The organism is Luteibacter sp. CQ10, assembly GCF_040900725.1.
Classification (GTDB): Bacteria; Pseudomonadota; Gammaproteobacteria; order Xanthomonadales; family Rhodanobacteraceae; genus Luteibacter.
In genome coordinates, this window is the sequence record NZ_JAEUYM010000002.1 from 785359 (window position 1) to 800142 (window position 14784).

The 14784-nt window shown below is 68.0% G+C and carries 10 protein-coding genes and 1 riboswitch; of the genes, 6 read left to right on the plus strand and 4 right to left on the minus strand.

The features are described from left to right. Positions 1-103 precede the first annotated feature (103 nt). The gene (locus JNG39_RS12345) at positions 104-2002 is read right to left on the minus strand and encodes a TonB-dependent receptor (protein WP_368311727.1); all 1899 of its coding nucleotides are present in this window, start codon (positions 2000-2002) and stop codon (positions 104-106) included. A gap of 141 nt (positions 2003-2143) precedes the next feature. Continuing rightward, a riboswitch (cobalamin riboswitch) is annotated at positions 2144-2383 on the minus strand. A 222-nt stretch (positions 2384-2605) separates the two neighbouring features. On the opposite strand from JNG39_RS12345, the gene JNG39_RS12350 reads away from it, so the two are divergent. Next, the gene (locus JNG39_RS12350) at positions 2606-5635 is read left to right on the plus strand and encodes a carboxypeptidase regulatory-like domain-containing protein (protein ID WP_368311728.1); all 3030 of its coding nucleotides are present in this window, start codon (positions 2606-2608) and stop codon (positions 5633-5635) included. Between the two features lie 208 nt (positions 5636-5843). Here JNG39_RS12350 and nagA read toward each other — a convergent pair whose 3' ends face one another. Genes nagA through JNG39_RS12365 form a run of 3 tightly spaced genes read right to left on the minus strand, consistent with a single transcriptional unit; the run spans position 5844 to position 8839 of the window. Continuing rightward, complete coding sequence (gene nagA / locus JNG39_RS12355) at positions 5844-6995, minus strand: N-acetylglucosamine-6-phosphate deacetylase (protein WP_368311729.1); 1152 nt, start codon at positions 6993-6995, stop codon at positions 5844-5846. A gap of 41 nt (positions 6996-7036) precedes the next feature. After that, entirely contained in the window at positions 7037-8077 is a 1041-nt protein-coding gene (locus JNG39_RS12360; RefSeq protein WP_368311730.1) for an SIS domain-containing protein, read from the minus strand. A 9-nt stretch (positions 8078-8086) separates the two neighbouring features. After that, on the minus strand, positions 8087-8839 hold the full coding sequence (locus JNG39_RS12365; RefSeq protein ID WP_247375376.1) for a GntR family transcriptional regulator: 753 nt from the start codon (positions 8837-8839) through the stop codon (positions 8087-8089). Positions 8840-9022: 183 nt separating this feature from the next. On the opposite strand from JNG39_RS12365, the gene zwf reads away from it, so the two are divergent. From zwf to JNG39_RS12390, 5 genes are all read left to right on the plus strand, one after another. Further along, complete coding sequence (gene zwf / locus JNG39_RS12370; RefSeq protein ID WP_368311731.1) at positions 9023-10549, plus strand: glucose-6-phosphate dehydrogenase; 1527 nt, start codon at positions 9023-9025, stop codon at positions 10547-10549. Beyond that, on the plus strand, positions 10546-11247 hold the full coding sequence (gene pgl, locus JNG39_RS12375) for a 6-phosphogluconolactonase (protein WP_368311732.1): 702 nt from the start codon (positions 10546-10548) through the stop codon (positions 11245-11247). Before zwf ends, pgl begins: the two co-directional genes overlap by 4 nt. Next, positions 11244-13055, plus strand: a complete 1812-nt coding sequence (gene edd / locus JNG39_RS12380) for a phosphogluconate dehydratase (protein WP_368311733.1) — start codon at positions 11244-11246, stop codon at positions 13053-13055. The genes pgl and edd overlap by 4 nt, the downstream gene beginning before the upstream one ends. A 16-nt stretch (positions 13056-13071) precedes the next feature. Next, positions 13072-13716 carry a bifunctional 4-hydroxy-2-oxoglutarate aldolase/2-dehydro-3-deoxy-phosphogluconate aldolase gene (eda, locus tag JNG39_RS12385; RefSeq protein WP_368311735.1) on the plus strand — a complete coding sequence of 215 codons (645 nt, stop codon included), beginning with the start codon at positions 13072-13074 and terminating at the stop codon, positions 13714-13716. A gap of 228 nt (positions 13717-13944) precedes the next feature. Beyond that, complete coding sequence (locus JNG39_RS12390; protein WP_368311737.1) at positions 13945-14784, plus strand: EamA/RhaT family transporter; 840 nt, start codon at positions 13945-13947, stop codon at positions 14782-14784.

The window sequence follows — 14784 nt, forward strand, 5'->3', positions numbered from 1 at the left end:
GGCCTGGCGTTTCGGTCCCTGCTTACTCACCGCTTCGGCTCACACCCCTTCGGTAGTGAGCCCGCTACCGAAGGGGTGGGAGCCGATCGCATCGGCGAACGGTTCAGCGCGAGGGCGAGAAGCGCACGGTGAGGTAATACGTGCGACCGAGCTGGTTGTAGTACGCGGCGGTCTCGTAACGCTTGTCGCCCACGTTCGCCACGCGCCCCTGCACGCTCCAGTCGCGGTCCACGTGCCAGGTGGCGCGCAGGTCCGCGGTGGCGTAACCGCCCAGGCGTTCGGTATTGGCGGCATCGTCGTAGCTGTATCCGGCCGCGTAGACCGAACCGCCGACCGTGAACGAACCGACGTCCTTGTCCACGTCCACGCGGGCGGTGCGCTCGGGGCGCCGGGCCAGCAGGTTGTCGTGCTCGACGCCGCCGTCGCGGTTCTTCGGTTGCTGGAAGGTGGCGTAGCCGCGCAGGTGCCAGCCGTCGACGTCGGCACCGACCTGGCCCTCGAGCCCGCGGATGCGTGCTTCGCTCACGTTGACCGGAATGAAGTGCGCATCGGAGCCGATCAGGTCGTCCACCTTGGTCTGGTAGGCGTTGACGGCCCAGTTCCACACGCCTCGGTGGGCCGACAACCCGATCTCGGCCGTGCGCGAGGTCTCCGGCTTGAGGTCGACCGGCGCGCCGTAGGGATAGAACTCGTCGTTGAACGTGGGCGCGTGGAACGCGCTGCCGTACGACGCGGTGACCTTCATGCCCTCGCCGAAGGAGAAACCGTAGGCGGCCGAGCCGGTGTCGTGGTTGCCGAACTGCTCGTTATGGTCGTGGCGGGCCACCAGCTGGATCTCGTGCGGGCCGAACACACCCTGGTAGAGCGCGAAAACGCCGGTGTTGTTGCGCTTGTCCTTGAGGTAATCGGTATCGCTGCGCAGCTTCTCCTGCTGGAAATCCACGCCGGCGCTCAGGGTCTGGCCCGTGGCGAGGGTGAAATCGTTCTGCCAGGAGGCCTGGTTGCGCTTCGAATACAGGTAGCCGACGCGGTACTTGTCCGGGTCCACCACGACAGGCGCGAAGGTGACGGGGTCGAGCACCGCCTTGCCGATCCCGTTGAGGTAGTTGTCGGCGCGATCCTGGTTCTGGCCCAGGCTTACCGACATGCGCCAGGCGGCCGCCACGTCGAAGGCCAGCTTCGCGCCGGCCACCTGCTGCGACCGGCGGGTGAGGTTCTGGAAGTCGCCGTCGTACTCGATGTCGCCCTTGCTGCGCAGCCAGCTGCCGGTCAGCTCGGTACCGTCGTCCCAGCGGTAGCCGCCCGAGAGGGCGCCGTTGTAGGTGCGCGAGGCGTCGTGGTCGGGCTCGTTGGTGAAACAGCCCTTGAAGACGTCCCCCGCGCCGACGCGACAGGCATTGATGCCGGCGGTGTACTGGCCGCCCAGGCTGGCGTTGTACCAGCCGTGCCGCGTGCCGCCGGAGACGCCGACCTGGCCCGCCGTGTAGCCGTGGCTGCCGCCGGATACCGACACGGTCGGGGTCGGCGCCTGCCCGGCCTCGCCGTGGCGGGTGAAGATCTGGATCACGCCGCCGATGGCATCCGAACCGTAGAGGCTCGAGCGGGGGCCACGCACCACCTCGATGTGGTCGATCTGCTCGACCGGCAACTGCTCGTACGCGGGCAGGCCGGCGCCCACCGTGCCCACCCGCACGCCGTCGAGCAGCACCAGGGTGTGCGCGCTGTTGGTGCCGCGCATGAACAGCGAGGTCTGCTGGCCGATGCCGCCGGTGTTGGACACCACCACGCCGGGCAAGCCGGTGAGGATATCCTGCACGCTCACCGGCTGCATGCGCTCGATGTCGTCGCGGGAGATCACGGTGACCGAGGCGATTACCTCGTCGGCCGGCGTGGGCGCGCGGTTGGCGGTCACCACCACCGGGTCGAGCCGGTCGGCCTCGTCCGCGTGGGCGACGATGGAAATCGACGACAGCAGGGCCGCCGCGAGCAGGGTCTTCTTCATGGAACGGGTTCCTCGATCACGATGCGATGGACGTCGTGGCGGAGGAAGGCGAACGGCACACGCGGACGAAGCCGCCGGGCTGTCCGGATCCGCCCGCCGCGAATCGTCCGTAACAGGAAACGCTCCCCTGAGACCTTTCTCAGAAGAGACGTCCACTCGGGCCGGTCTCCGGACTCGCGCGTCGCCACCGCTCGTGGCTCGTGACCGGCGCCTTCCCGCCCGCGAGGGCAGTGGCCGATGGCCGGTCCGAGGAGGGCCTTCCCTCCCTGCGCTTACCGTTGCGGGGGCAGTGCCGGCCTTGCCGCCCAAGCGGCGCACCGGCTTCCCGTTTCATCCCGCCGGCCGAACGCCGGTCGGGACACCCGAACGGGCGCCACTTTAGTCCCCGACGGGGTCCAAGTCACGAATTTCTAACGAGAGCTTGACATTCGCAAACATTTGCGAGTAAACGGGACGGGATGCTGTCGAACGCAAGATGTTGCGTTGACAGGGGGCGCTCGAGCCGGAGAGATACCGGGCGGGTGTGACGGCGTCGATTGAAACGTTGGGCCCGGCCATGCCGTGGAAGGGCTCGTTTGCGGTTCACTTCGGGGAGGTCACATCATGCTTCGCATCCATTCCGGCGGCCGCGTGCCGCGCCGTTCCACTCTCTGTGTCGCCCTGGCGCTCTGTTTCGCCAGCGGCTCCGTCTTCGCGCAGTCCAATGCCTCGGGCGTGGTCTTCGGTCGCGTCGCGCAGCCGGAGGGCGCCACGGTGCACCTGGAAAATCTCGATACCGGTCTCGCCCGCGACACCGGCGTCGACGCCGAAGGCCGCTACCGCGTGCCCTCGCTGCCGATCGGCCGTTACAAGGTCACGCTCGAACGCGGCGGCCAGACGGTGGAAACTCGCGATAACGTGCAGGTGAACATCGGCGGCGGCGTCGACGTTTCCTTCGCCGGCGCGAGCGCCGCGACCACCGCCTCGGCGCAGACCCTCGAAGGCGTGCAGGTCACCGGCAACGCCCTGCCGGCGATCGACGTCTCGTCGGTCGACTCGCGCACCGTGCTCACCTCGCAGCAATTGCAGAAAATCCCGCTGGCGCGTGACGTCACCGCGGCCGCGCTTCTCGCGCCCGGCGTGGTATCGGGCGATTCCCGCTACGGCAACGTGGCCTCGTTCGGTGGCTCGTCGGCGTCGGAAAACCAGTACTACATCAACGGCTACGCGGTGACCAACGCGCTCACCGGCCTGGGCTTCACCAGCCTGCCGTTCGACGCCATCGACCAGCAGCAGATCTACACCGGCGGCTACGGTGCCGAATACGGCCGCTCCACCGGTGGCGTGATCAACATCGTGACCAAGCGCGGCGGCAACGAGTGGAAGGCCGGCTTCGGGTTGTACGTCACGCCCAAGGGCCTGCGCCAGAATCCGAAGAACATCTATCGCACCAACGGCGAGCTGTACCAGTACCGCGAGGAGAACAAGAGCGGCGACACGCAGTACACCGGCTACATCAGCGGTCCGCTGATCAAGGACAAGCTGTTCCTGTTCGCCGCGGGCGACTTCACCCGTTCCAACCTCACCAGCACCTCGAACAGCGTCACGGCGCAGCGCACCAACCAGGAAGCCAAGGCCACCAAGTGGATGGCCAAGATCGACTGGAACATCACCGATAACCACCTGCTCGAAGTGACCGGCCTCGGCGACAAGTCGAACATCGAGCGCAGCGTGTATGCGTACGACTACGCCACCGGCAACCGTGCGCAGTACCTGGGCACCGACAACCTGAAGAACTTCGACGCGGGCGCGGGTTCGGCACCGGGCGGCGACGTCTACATCGGCAAGTACACCGGGTACCTGACCGACGAACTCACCGTCAACGCGCTGTACGGTCACAGCTATACGCGCCATGAGCGCAACCTCAACTACGCCGGTGCATCGAACTGCCCGTGGATCCTCGACAACCGCGCGGGCATCCCGGCCGGCGAGAAGATCGTCGGTTGCGGCCTGGTCAACGGCACGGTGCTCGGCGACGGCGCGAAGGACAAGACCAAGGGCTGGCGCCTCGACGTGGAATACCACGTGGGCGACCACGACCTGCGCGCCGGTGTCGACAACCAGACGCTGGAGTCCTACTCGGGCAACATCTACGAGGGTGGCTATCGCTGGATCTACGCCGCCGCCGGCGACATCCCCAGCCGTGGCATCGTCGTGCCGCCGGGTGTCGACTACTTCGCCCAGAAACGCCTGTTCCAGACCGGCGCCAACGTGAAGGTGGAGCAGGAGGCCCAGTTCATCGAAGACAAGTGGCAGATCACCGATCGCTGGATGGCGTCCATCGGCCTGCGCAACGAGCAGTTCAAGAACATCAACGGCGACGGCGAGACCTACGTGAAGCAGCGCCACCAGCTCGCCCCGCGCCTGGGCGTCACCTGGGACGTGTTCGGCGATTCCACGTTCAAGCTGTACGCCAACGCGGGCCGCTATCACCTGGCGATTCCGTCGAACGTGGCCATTCGCGGCGCATCGGCGTCCACGTATTACTCCGAGTACTACACCTATACGCGAATCGACCCCATCACCGGGGCACCGGCGGATCCGGTACAGATCGGCACGCGCGCGTATCTCAATGGCGAGGACGGCACGCCGCTGAATCCGAAGACCATCGCGGCGGTCGGCATCAAGGCGTACTACCAGGACGAGTACATCCTCGGCTTCGACAAGGCCCTCGGCGCCAACTGGAGCTTCGGTGCCAAGGCCACGTACCGCAAGCTGAGGAGCTCGATCGACGACTTCTGCGACAGTCGTCCCTTCGAGAAGTACGCGGCGCGTAACGGCATCGACATCAGCAACGCCTCGATCCCGGGCTGCTACCTGTTCAATCCGGGCGAGTCGAACACCTTCAACGTCGACGTGGACGGCAACGGCACGCTGGTGCCGTTCCACCTCACCAAGGACGACTTCACCTCGCCCGCCGGCGTGGCGTTCCCCCCGCTCAAGCGCAAGTACTACTCGCTGGAGCTCTACCTGGAGCACCAGTTGGCCGACAACTGGTACGGTCGCGTCGATTACACGTTCTCGCGCAGCTACGGCAACTCCGAAGGCCAGCTGAAATCGGACATCGGCCAGCTCGACCCGTCGGTGACGCAGGACTGGGACGCGCCGGAAATCATGCAGTATTCGAACGGCCCGCTGCCGAACGACCGTACGCACCAGCTGAAGGCCTACGGTTACTGGCAGGCCAGCCCCGAGTGGCTGGTCGGCGCCAACGTCGCGATGGCCACCGGCCGTCCGAAGAACTGCCTGGGCCAGGATCCGGTCGATGCCATCCAGTACGGCGCGTCGTATTTCGAATGCGGCTTCCAGCCGGCGCCCCGCGGTTCGCGTGGCCGCCTGCCGTGGACGTGGAGTCTCGACCTCAACGCTGAATACCGTCCGATGTGGGCCGGGGCCGAGCAGCCGCTGGCCTTCACCGCCGCCGTATTCAACGTGGCGGGCAAGCAGCGCGTGGTGGGCCAGGTGGACACCGGTGAGCTGGATACGGTCGACGCCAACGGGCTGCCGGCGGTGAATCCGGATTACCGTCGCCCGATCGCGTTCCAGTCGCCGCGGTACTTCCGCTTCGGAGTGCGGTACGACTTCTCGCTTTAACGGCTCCCGCACGGCCGTCCGGGCAGCGTATCCGGGCGGCTTTCCATCCTCTCCCCTGTACTCGAGCCGGCGCGGAGTCGCCGGCTTTTTTTGCGCGAGAGGCACCCTTGGTTCGCCGATACGATCGGCTCCCACCCCTTCGGTAGCAAGGTTGTCTACCGAAGGGGTGGGAGCCGATCGTATCGGCGAACCCTGCGAAGCGACATCGTCAGGCGGCGACGAATACCCGCTTGCCGCCGATCCACGTCTCGCCCACGGCGTAGGCGTCATCCATCACCACGAAGTCGGCCCGGCATCCCGCGGCGATGCGTCCGTGCGTACCGCCGAGGCCGAGGAACGCGGCCGGATAGGTCGACGCCATGCGTGCCGCTTCGTCGTACGCGACGCCGACCATGTTCACGGTGTTGCGCACGGCACCGGCCATGTCCAGCGCCGAACCGGCCAGCGTGCCGTCGGCGGTCTGGCAGACGCCGTCGCGGGCGGTGATGGTTTCGCCCTTGAGCACGAAATTCGGGTTGTCGGAGCCGACCGGCGGCATGGCGTCGGTGACCAGCATCATCTTGTGCGGCGCCTTGGCGGCGATGGCCACGCGCAGGGCGGCCGGATGTACGTGATGGCCGTCGACGATCAATCCGCACCAGCTCGCCGCGTCTTCCAGCGCTGCGCCGACCACGCCGGGTTCGCGGCTGGTGAACGGCGTCATCGCGTTGAACAGATGGGTGAAGCCGCGCACGCCCATCGCCAGCGCATCGCGCGTGACCTCGTAGTTGGCCGCGGTGTGGCCGGCGCAGACGATCACGCCGTTGTCGATCAGCTGGCGAAGCACCTCGGGGCTGGCGCGCTCGGGCGCGAGCGTGAGCAGGGTGACGCCGCCATGGCGGCGCGCCACCATCGCGATGTCGTCGGCATCGGCGATGCGGAACTTGGCCGCGTCGTGCACGCCCTTGCGCTCCGGCGCGATGAACGGGCCTTCCAGATGGATGCCGAGCACGCCGGGCACGCCCTGCGCCACGGCGTCGTTCACCGCGTCGATGGCCTTCGCCATCACGTCGGCGTCGTCGCTGATCAGCGTCGGCAGGAACCCGGTGGTGCCGAACTTCGCGTGCGCCTCGCCGATGGCACGGATGGTGTCGACGGTGGGCGCGTCGTTGAACAGTACGCCGCCGCCGCCGTTGACCTGGCAGTCGATGAAACCCGGCAGCAGCGTGCGGCCACCCAGGTCGTGGCGTTCCGCCGCGCGCACGCGGGGATCGGAGTGCAGGGCGAGGCCGGTGATCGTGTCGCCGTCCACCAGCACGGCGAAGCCGCCCTGGAATCCGTTATCGGTGAGTACCCGGCCGTTGACGAGGGCGATGGTCATGGGAAGTCCTTGGAGGATGGATCGATGCGCCGGAGCCCGCGTCAGACCGTTTCCGTCACCTTGTTCAGGTGCGGCGGCACGTCGGGATCGAAGCCGCGCTTGAGCGCGAGCGCCGCGGTGGCCCGGTAGAAACTCTGTACGGTGAGCAGCGGCGCCGCGATGGGGGCGGTGGCGACCAGCGGCAGGATGTCTTCGCCCCGGGCGCCGGGCGCGGCCACCCATACACGGGCGCCGCGCTTGCGGAATTCGGCGGCCACGTCGAGCACGCCGGGCAGGGTGTCGTCGTTCTGCGCGAAGAACAGCACGGGGAAGTCGGGGCCCACGAGCGCCATCGGGCCATGCTTGACCTCGGCGGCACTGAAGGCCTCGGCGTGCAGCCCGCAGGTTTCCTTGAACTTGAGCGCGGCCTCGAGCGCGCCCGCGAAGCCGAAGCCGCGGCCCACCACGAACAGGTTGTGCGCATCGACCAGGCCGTCGGTCAACGCGGACCAGTCGGCGTTCCAGCTTTCGCGCAGCTGCGCGGGCAGGGCGGTGAGCGCGTCGGCGATATCGGCCTTGCCGCTCCATCGCGCGGCGATGTGCAGGATGGCGAACAGCGCGCCGAGGTAGCTCTTGGTGGCGGCCACGCTCTTCTCGGGGCCGGCATGCAACGGCACCACGACGTCGGCGATGTCCGCCAGCGGGGAATCCACCACGTTGACCAGGGCCACCACGTAAGCACCTGCCTTCTTGGCGGCCTCGGCGTTGCGGACCAGGTCGGGGCTCTTGCCCGACTGCGACACGGCGACGTAAAGCGCGCCATCCAGGTGCTGGTCGGCGTGGTAGATCGAGGTGACCGACGGCGAGGCCGACGCGGTCACCACACCGAGCTGGGTCTCGAACACGTACTTGGCGTACATCGCCGCGTGGTCTGAGCTGCCGCGGGCACAGGTGATGATCATGCGTGGCGGATGCGCGCGCAGGCGCTCGGCCAGCGCGGACACCACGGCTTCGTTGAGCTGGAGCTGCCGCTCGACGACGTCGGCCGTCTCGTGCGCTTCGCGGTACATCAGGGTGTCTTGCGGCGAGGTGGTCATCGACATGGGCTTCCGTCAGTCGCTTTGCAGTTCGGCGACGAAATCGTAGATATCGCCGCGATACCAGGAACAGGTGAATTCGACGATGCGTCCGTCTTCCAGGAAGCTGCGCCGCTCGATATTGAGGCCGGCACTGCCGGCCGACAGGCGCAGCAGGCGCGTCTGCGCCGGGCCGAGGACGACCGCGCGCAGGCGTTGCAGGGCGCGCAACGGGCGATTGCCGAGCTTGTCGAGGGCTTCGTAGAGCGAATCCTCCACCAGCTGCGGATCGGGGAGCAGGGAGAGCGGCACCGCGCTGCGCTCGATCGCCAGCGGTTCGTCGCCGGCGTAGCGCAGCCGATGCAGGCGTACCACCTGGGTACCCGGCGAGAGGTTCATCGCCATGGATTCTTCCGGGGTGACCTCGCCGATGGCGCGCTCGAAGAACTCCGATCGCGGGTTGAGCCCACGGGCCCGGAGATCTTCGGTGAAGCTGGTCATCCGCGACAGCGGCTTGACGATGCGCTCGGAAACGAAGGTGCCCGCGCCGTGGCGCTGGGTGAGCAGGCCATCTTCCACCAGGCCGCCGATGGCCTTGCGCACGGTCACCCGCGACAAGGTCAGCACCCGGGCCAGATCGCGCTCGCTGGGCAGCGCGTGGCCTACCTGGACCTCGCCGTTTTCGATCACGTTGCGGATGGCACGGCGCAGGCGCATGTACGCCAGCGGCTGCCGGGCGGCCGGATCGTGCTGCAGGCGTTGGTACTCGGCGACGAGGGCGCTTTCCATCCAGCGAAGATACCAATAGCCGACCACTCGGGCAAGCGCCATGCCCCTGCCGCCCGGGCGCCCACCATCCCAACGGTCGTTTGACTCGATTTAAATTTCAAAGGAAACGTTTTTCGGACGTCAGCGCCCCGTTAAAGGCCCGATAACGGTCCGCCGACTGGTACGGGGCTGGTAGCCCCTGGTATGTCACTGGTACGATCCTTGGGCATACCCATCGATTCCATTGAGGCGACTGTCGTGAGCGCTCCCCTCCCTCTGATCGAACCCTTCGATCTCGTCATCTTCGGCGGCACCGGCGACCTCGCCGTGCGCAAGCTCCTTCCCGCGCTGTACCACCGTTTCGTGGACGGCCAGATCCAGGCGAAGAGCCGGATCGTCGGCGTGGCCCGCGAAGGCCTGGACGACGCCGGCTATCGCGAACAGGTGCGCGCCGCGATCGAGAAGGGCGTGGCCCACGTGGCCCCCGCGCAGCTCGAGGCGTTCCTGGCGATGATCGCCTACCGTTCGCTCGACGCCCGCAAGCCCGACGGCTGGGACGACTTCGCCCAGCTGATGGGCGAGAGGCCCGACCACATCCGCGTGTTCTATCTCTCGACGTCGCCGGAGATCTTCACCGACATCTGCCAGCGCCTGGGCTCGCTCGGCCTCAACGGCGAAGGTTCGCGCGTGGTGCTCGAAAAGCCCATCGGCCGCGACCTCGCCAGTGCCAACGCCATCAACGACGCGGTGGCCGAGGTGTTCACCGAATCGCAGACCTATCGCATCGACCATTACCTGGGCAAGGAAACGGTGCAGAACCTGCTGGCGCTGCGCTTCGGCAACGCATTGTTCGAACCGCTGTGGAACGCCCAGCACATCGACCACGTGCAGATCACCGTGGCCGAAACCGTGGGCGTGGGCCATCGCGCGGGCTATTACGACCGTGCCGGCGCGCTGCGCGACATGGTGCAGAACCACATCCTGCAGCTGCTGTGCATGCTCGCGATGGAACCGCCGTCGTCGCTGGCACCCGATGCCGTGCGCGACGAAAAACTCAAGGTGCTGCGTTCGCTGCGTCCCATCGACGGCGCCAACGCGGCGCAGCTCACCGTGCGTGGCCAGTACCGCGCCGGCGCGGCCGAAGGCCAGGGCGTGCCGGGCTACCTCGACGAACTGGGCAGCGACCAGTCCCGGACCGAAACCTTCGTCGCCCTCAAGGCGGAGATCGGCAACTGGCGCTGGGCGGGCGTGCCGTTCTACCTGCGCACCGGCAAGCGGCTTCCCAGCCGCGTGTCGGAGATCGTGGTGACGTTCCGCGCGTTGCCGCATTCGATCTTCGACCCCACCAGCGGCCCGCTGCTGCCCAACCGCCTCACGCTGCGCCTGCAGCCGGATGAAGGCGTGAAGCTGTGGCTGACCATCAAGCATCCCGGTCCGGGCGGCCTGCGCCTGCGTCACGTGCCGCTGGACATGAGCTTCGCGACGGCGTTCGGCGTGCAGCAGCCCGATGCGTACGAGCGGTTGATCCTCGACGTCGTGCGCGGCAATCCCACCCTGTTCATGCGCCGCGACGAGGTCGAGGCCGCATGGAACTGGGCGGGTCCGATCCTCGATGCATGGGAAGCCGGCGGCGACACGCCCAAGCCGTATACCGCCGGTACCTGGGGCCCGAGCGCCGCCGTGGCGCTCATCGAACGCGACGGCCGTACCTGGGCCGAGGAGTCCGCATGAACGCCACCATCCAACGCCATGAATTCACCGACAAGCTGACGCTCGCCGACCAGCTCGCCCGCGACGTCGCCGCGAAGCTCGATGCCGGCATCCAGGCGCGCGGCAAGGCCACGCTCGCCGTGTCCGGCGGCAGCACGCCGAAGACGATGTTCGCCGTGCTCGCCGAGCAGGAGATCGACTGGTCGAAGGTCACCATCACGCTCGTCGACGAGCGCTGGGTGGACACCGACAGCGATCGTTCCAATGCGCGCCTCGTCGCCGAGCATCTGCTGCATCACGAAGCGCACACGGCCACCTTCCTGCCGCTGTTCGACGGCGCGCACAAGGACGACGTCGACGCCGCGCTGGCCGGCGTGGGCCAACGCATCGACGCGCTCGGCCTGCCGTTCGACGTGGTGATCCTCGGCATGGGTGGCGACGGCCACACGGCGTCGTTCTTCCCCGGTGGCGACCACCTCGCCGAAGCGACCGATCCGAACGGCACGAAGACCGTGCTGTCGATGCGTGCCGGCGGCGCGGGCGAACCGCGCATCACGCTCACGCTGCCGAAGGTGCTCGACACGCGCGCGTTGTTCCTGCACATCGAAGGAGCCGACAAGAAGGACGTGCTCGCCAAGGCCGAGGCCGGCGAGGACTTCCCGATCCGTTCGGTGCTCACCCACGCGCGTGTCGCGCTCGACGTGTACTGGGCGCCATGACCATCCATCCCGTCCTCGCCGAAGTCACCCAGCGCATCGTCGAGCGCAGCCACGCGACGCGCGCCGCCTACCTCGCGAAGATCGACGCGGCGCGCGGCAAGGGCGCGAAGCGGCACCACCTGTCGTGCGGCAACCTCGCTCACGGCTTCGCCGCCTGCGCCGAAAACGACAAGCACGCGCTGCGCCACGGTCACGCCGCCAACCTCGCCATCGTCACCTCGTACAACGACATGCTCTCGGCGCACCAGCCCTACGAGCGCTACCCCGAGCTGATCCGCGGCGTCGCGCGCTCGCTCGGCGCCACGGCTCAGGTGGCGGGCGGCGTGCCCGCCATGTGCGACGGCGTCACCCAGGGCCGCCCGGGCATGGAGCTGTCGCTGTTCTCGCGCGACCTCATCGCCATGGCCACCGCCGTGTCGCTGTCGCACGACATGTACGAGGGCGCGCTCTACCTCGGCATCTGCGACAAGATCGTGCCGGGCATGATGATCGGCGCGTTGTCGTTCGGCCATCTGGCCAGCGCCTTCGTGCCGTCGGGACCGATGCCGTCGGGCATTCCCAACGAAGAGAAGTCGAAGGTGCGCCAGGCCTTCGCCGCCGGCAAGGCCACGCGCGCCGAACTGCTCGAGGCCGAGGCGCGCTCGTACCACGGCGCGGGCACCTGCACCTTCTACGGCACCGCCAACTCCAACCAGATGCTCATGGAGATCATGGGCGTGCACCTGCCGGGCGCGAGCTTCGAGGCTCCGGATACGCCGCTGCGCGACGCGCTGACCGCCGCCACGGTGGAACGCGTGCTCGCCACCGACTGGATGGGCGAGCACTACCTGCCGCTGGGCCGGATCATCGACGAGCGCGCCGTGGTCAACGGCGTGGTCGGCCTGCACGCCACGGGCGGATCCACCAACCACCTGCTGCACCTGGTCGCCATCGCCCGCGCGGCCGGCATCGACCTGCGCTGGGACGACTTCGACGCGCTCTCGTCCGTGGTGCCGCTGCTGGCCCGCGTGTATCCCAACGGCTACGCCGACGTGAACCACTTCCACGAGGCCGGCGGCATGGGCTTCCTCATCGACCAGCTGCTCGATGCCGGCCTGCTGCACGACGACGTACACACGATCATGGGCCGCGGGCTGGGCGAATACCGCAAGGTGCCGACGCTCGAGGACGGCAAGCTGGTCTGGAAGCCGGTGTCGAAGGAAAGCGGCAACCGCGGCGTGCTGCGCACCATCGCCGAACCGTTCCGTCACGACGGTGGCCTGCGCATGCTCAAGGGCAACGTCGGTCGCGGCGTCATCAAGATTTCCTCGGTGCCCGAAGATCGCATGGTGATCGAGGCGCCCGCCATCGTGTTCGACGAACAGGACGACGTGAAGGCTGCCTTCGATCGCGGCGAGCTGGATCGCGACTTCGTCGCGGTGGTGCGTTTCCAGGGGCCGCGCGCGCGCGGCATGCCCGAACTGCACAAGCTCACGCCCACGCTCAGCCTGCTGCAGGACCGCGGTCACCGCGTGGCCCTGCTCACCGACGGCCGCATGTCCGGCGCGTCGGGCCGTGTGCCCGCCGCCATCCACGTCACGCCCGAAGCGGAAGCCGGCGGCCCCATCGCGCGCATCCGCACGGGCGACCTCGTCCGCCTGGATGCCGTGACCGGCAGCATCGAGGTGCTGGTCGACGCCGATGAATGGAACGCCCGCGTTCCCGACGACGTGGACCTCTCGGTGCACCACACCGGCATGGGCCGCGAACTCTTCGCCATGTTCCGCCAGTCGGCCGTCGCGGCCGACCTGGGCGCGGGCGTTTTCTGATTCCCCCGGAGTAGAGATGAGCAACGAAGCGAAACAGCGACTCGTGGAATCGACCCTGCGTCTGGCGCCGGTGGTTCCCGTGGTGATCATCGACGATGCCTCGAAAGCCGTCGGCATGGCGCGCGCGCTGGTCGCCGGCGGCGTGCCGGCCATCGAGGTGACGCTGCGCACCGCCGCCGCGCTCGACGCGGTGCGCGCGATCGCGGCCGAGGTGGAAGGCGCGTTCGTCGGCGTGGGCACCGTGCTCACGGCGAAGGATCTGGATGCGGCGTGGAAGGCCGGTGCGAAGTTCGCCGTCTCGCCGGGCAGCAGCCCGAGGCTGCTCGACGCGGCCGACGATTCCGAATTGCCGCTGCTGCCGGGTGCGGCCACCTCGAGCGAGGCGATGGAACTGCTCGAGCGCGGCTATCGCTTCCAGAAGTTCTTCCCCGCCGTACCGGCGGGCGGACCGAAGCTGGTCGGCGCCTGGGCGTCGCCGTTGCCGCAGATCCGCTTCTGCCCCACCGGCGGCATCACGCTCGCCAACGCACCGGAATTTCTCGCGCTGCCGAACGTGGCCTGCGTAGGCGGCTCGTGGCTGACCCCGGCCGACAAGCTGGCGGCGGGGGATTTCGCCGGGATCGAAGCGCTGGCGCGCGAGGCGTCGCTGCTTCGCCGTTGAGAGCCGATCCGACGCCGGGACGATAACCGGATGCCCCGCGCTGGATCCCGGCGTACGCCGGGATGACGGCGAGGTACTTTTTGCCCCTTGTCGTTGTCCGGTGTTGGGGAACCCGTGTGCGCAGGGATAACGATAGGGGGATTTCTACCTCGCGTCGTTCCCGCGTACGCCGGAAGCCAGGGCGGTGAGTCCGGTCGTCGCCACCCCGTTCATGCGATCCTTCGCCCCATGATCTACATCCTCCTCGCCGTCGCCTTCAGCGTCGCCGTCTCCGTCCTGCTCAAGCTCGCCCGTCGCGCGAACATCGACATCGTGCAGGCGGTGGCCACGAACTACGTAGTGGCCTCGCTGATGGCCTGGTGGCTGCTCGGCGCCACGCCGCAGGCGGCCGTCGACGCCCCGGCCACCTGGCCGCCGCTGATCGCGCTGGGCATCCTCCTGCCCGCGATCTTCGTCGTGCTGGCCCATTCGGTGCGAACGGCGGGCATCGTGCGCACCGACGTCGCGCAGCGGCTCTCGCTGTTCGTCTCCCTGTTCGCGGCATTCGTCTTCCTCGGCGACACGATCACCTTGCACAAGGCGCTCGGCATCGCCATCGCGCTCGCGGCGGTGTGCTGCGTGCTCTGGCGAAAAGGCGCGGCCGAAAAGGGCGGCTGGTGGGCGCCACTGCTCGTCTTCGCGGGCTTCGGCGCCATCGACATCTGCTTCAAGCTCGTGGCCCAGGCCGGCGCCAGTTTCGCCAGCGGCTTGCTCGCTTCCTTCCTGATCGCCCTGGTGCCGTGCTGGATCGCCGCGTTCGTTCGCGCGGGCACCGGCAAGGCGTCGATCGCCGGGCGCAACCTCGCATTCGGCGTGCTGCTGGGGGCCTTCAACTTCGCGAACATCCTGTTCTACGTGAAAGGTCACCGGGCGTTGCCCGACTCGCCATCGCTCGTCTTCGCCTCCATGAACGTCGGCGTGGTGGCACTGGGCACCCTGGCGGGAGCGGTCGGGTTTCGCGAGAGACTCTCGCCGATGAACTGGCTGGGCATCGGCCTGGCGGTCGCCGCCATCGCCGTCATGGCCTGA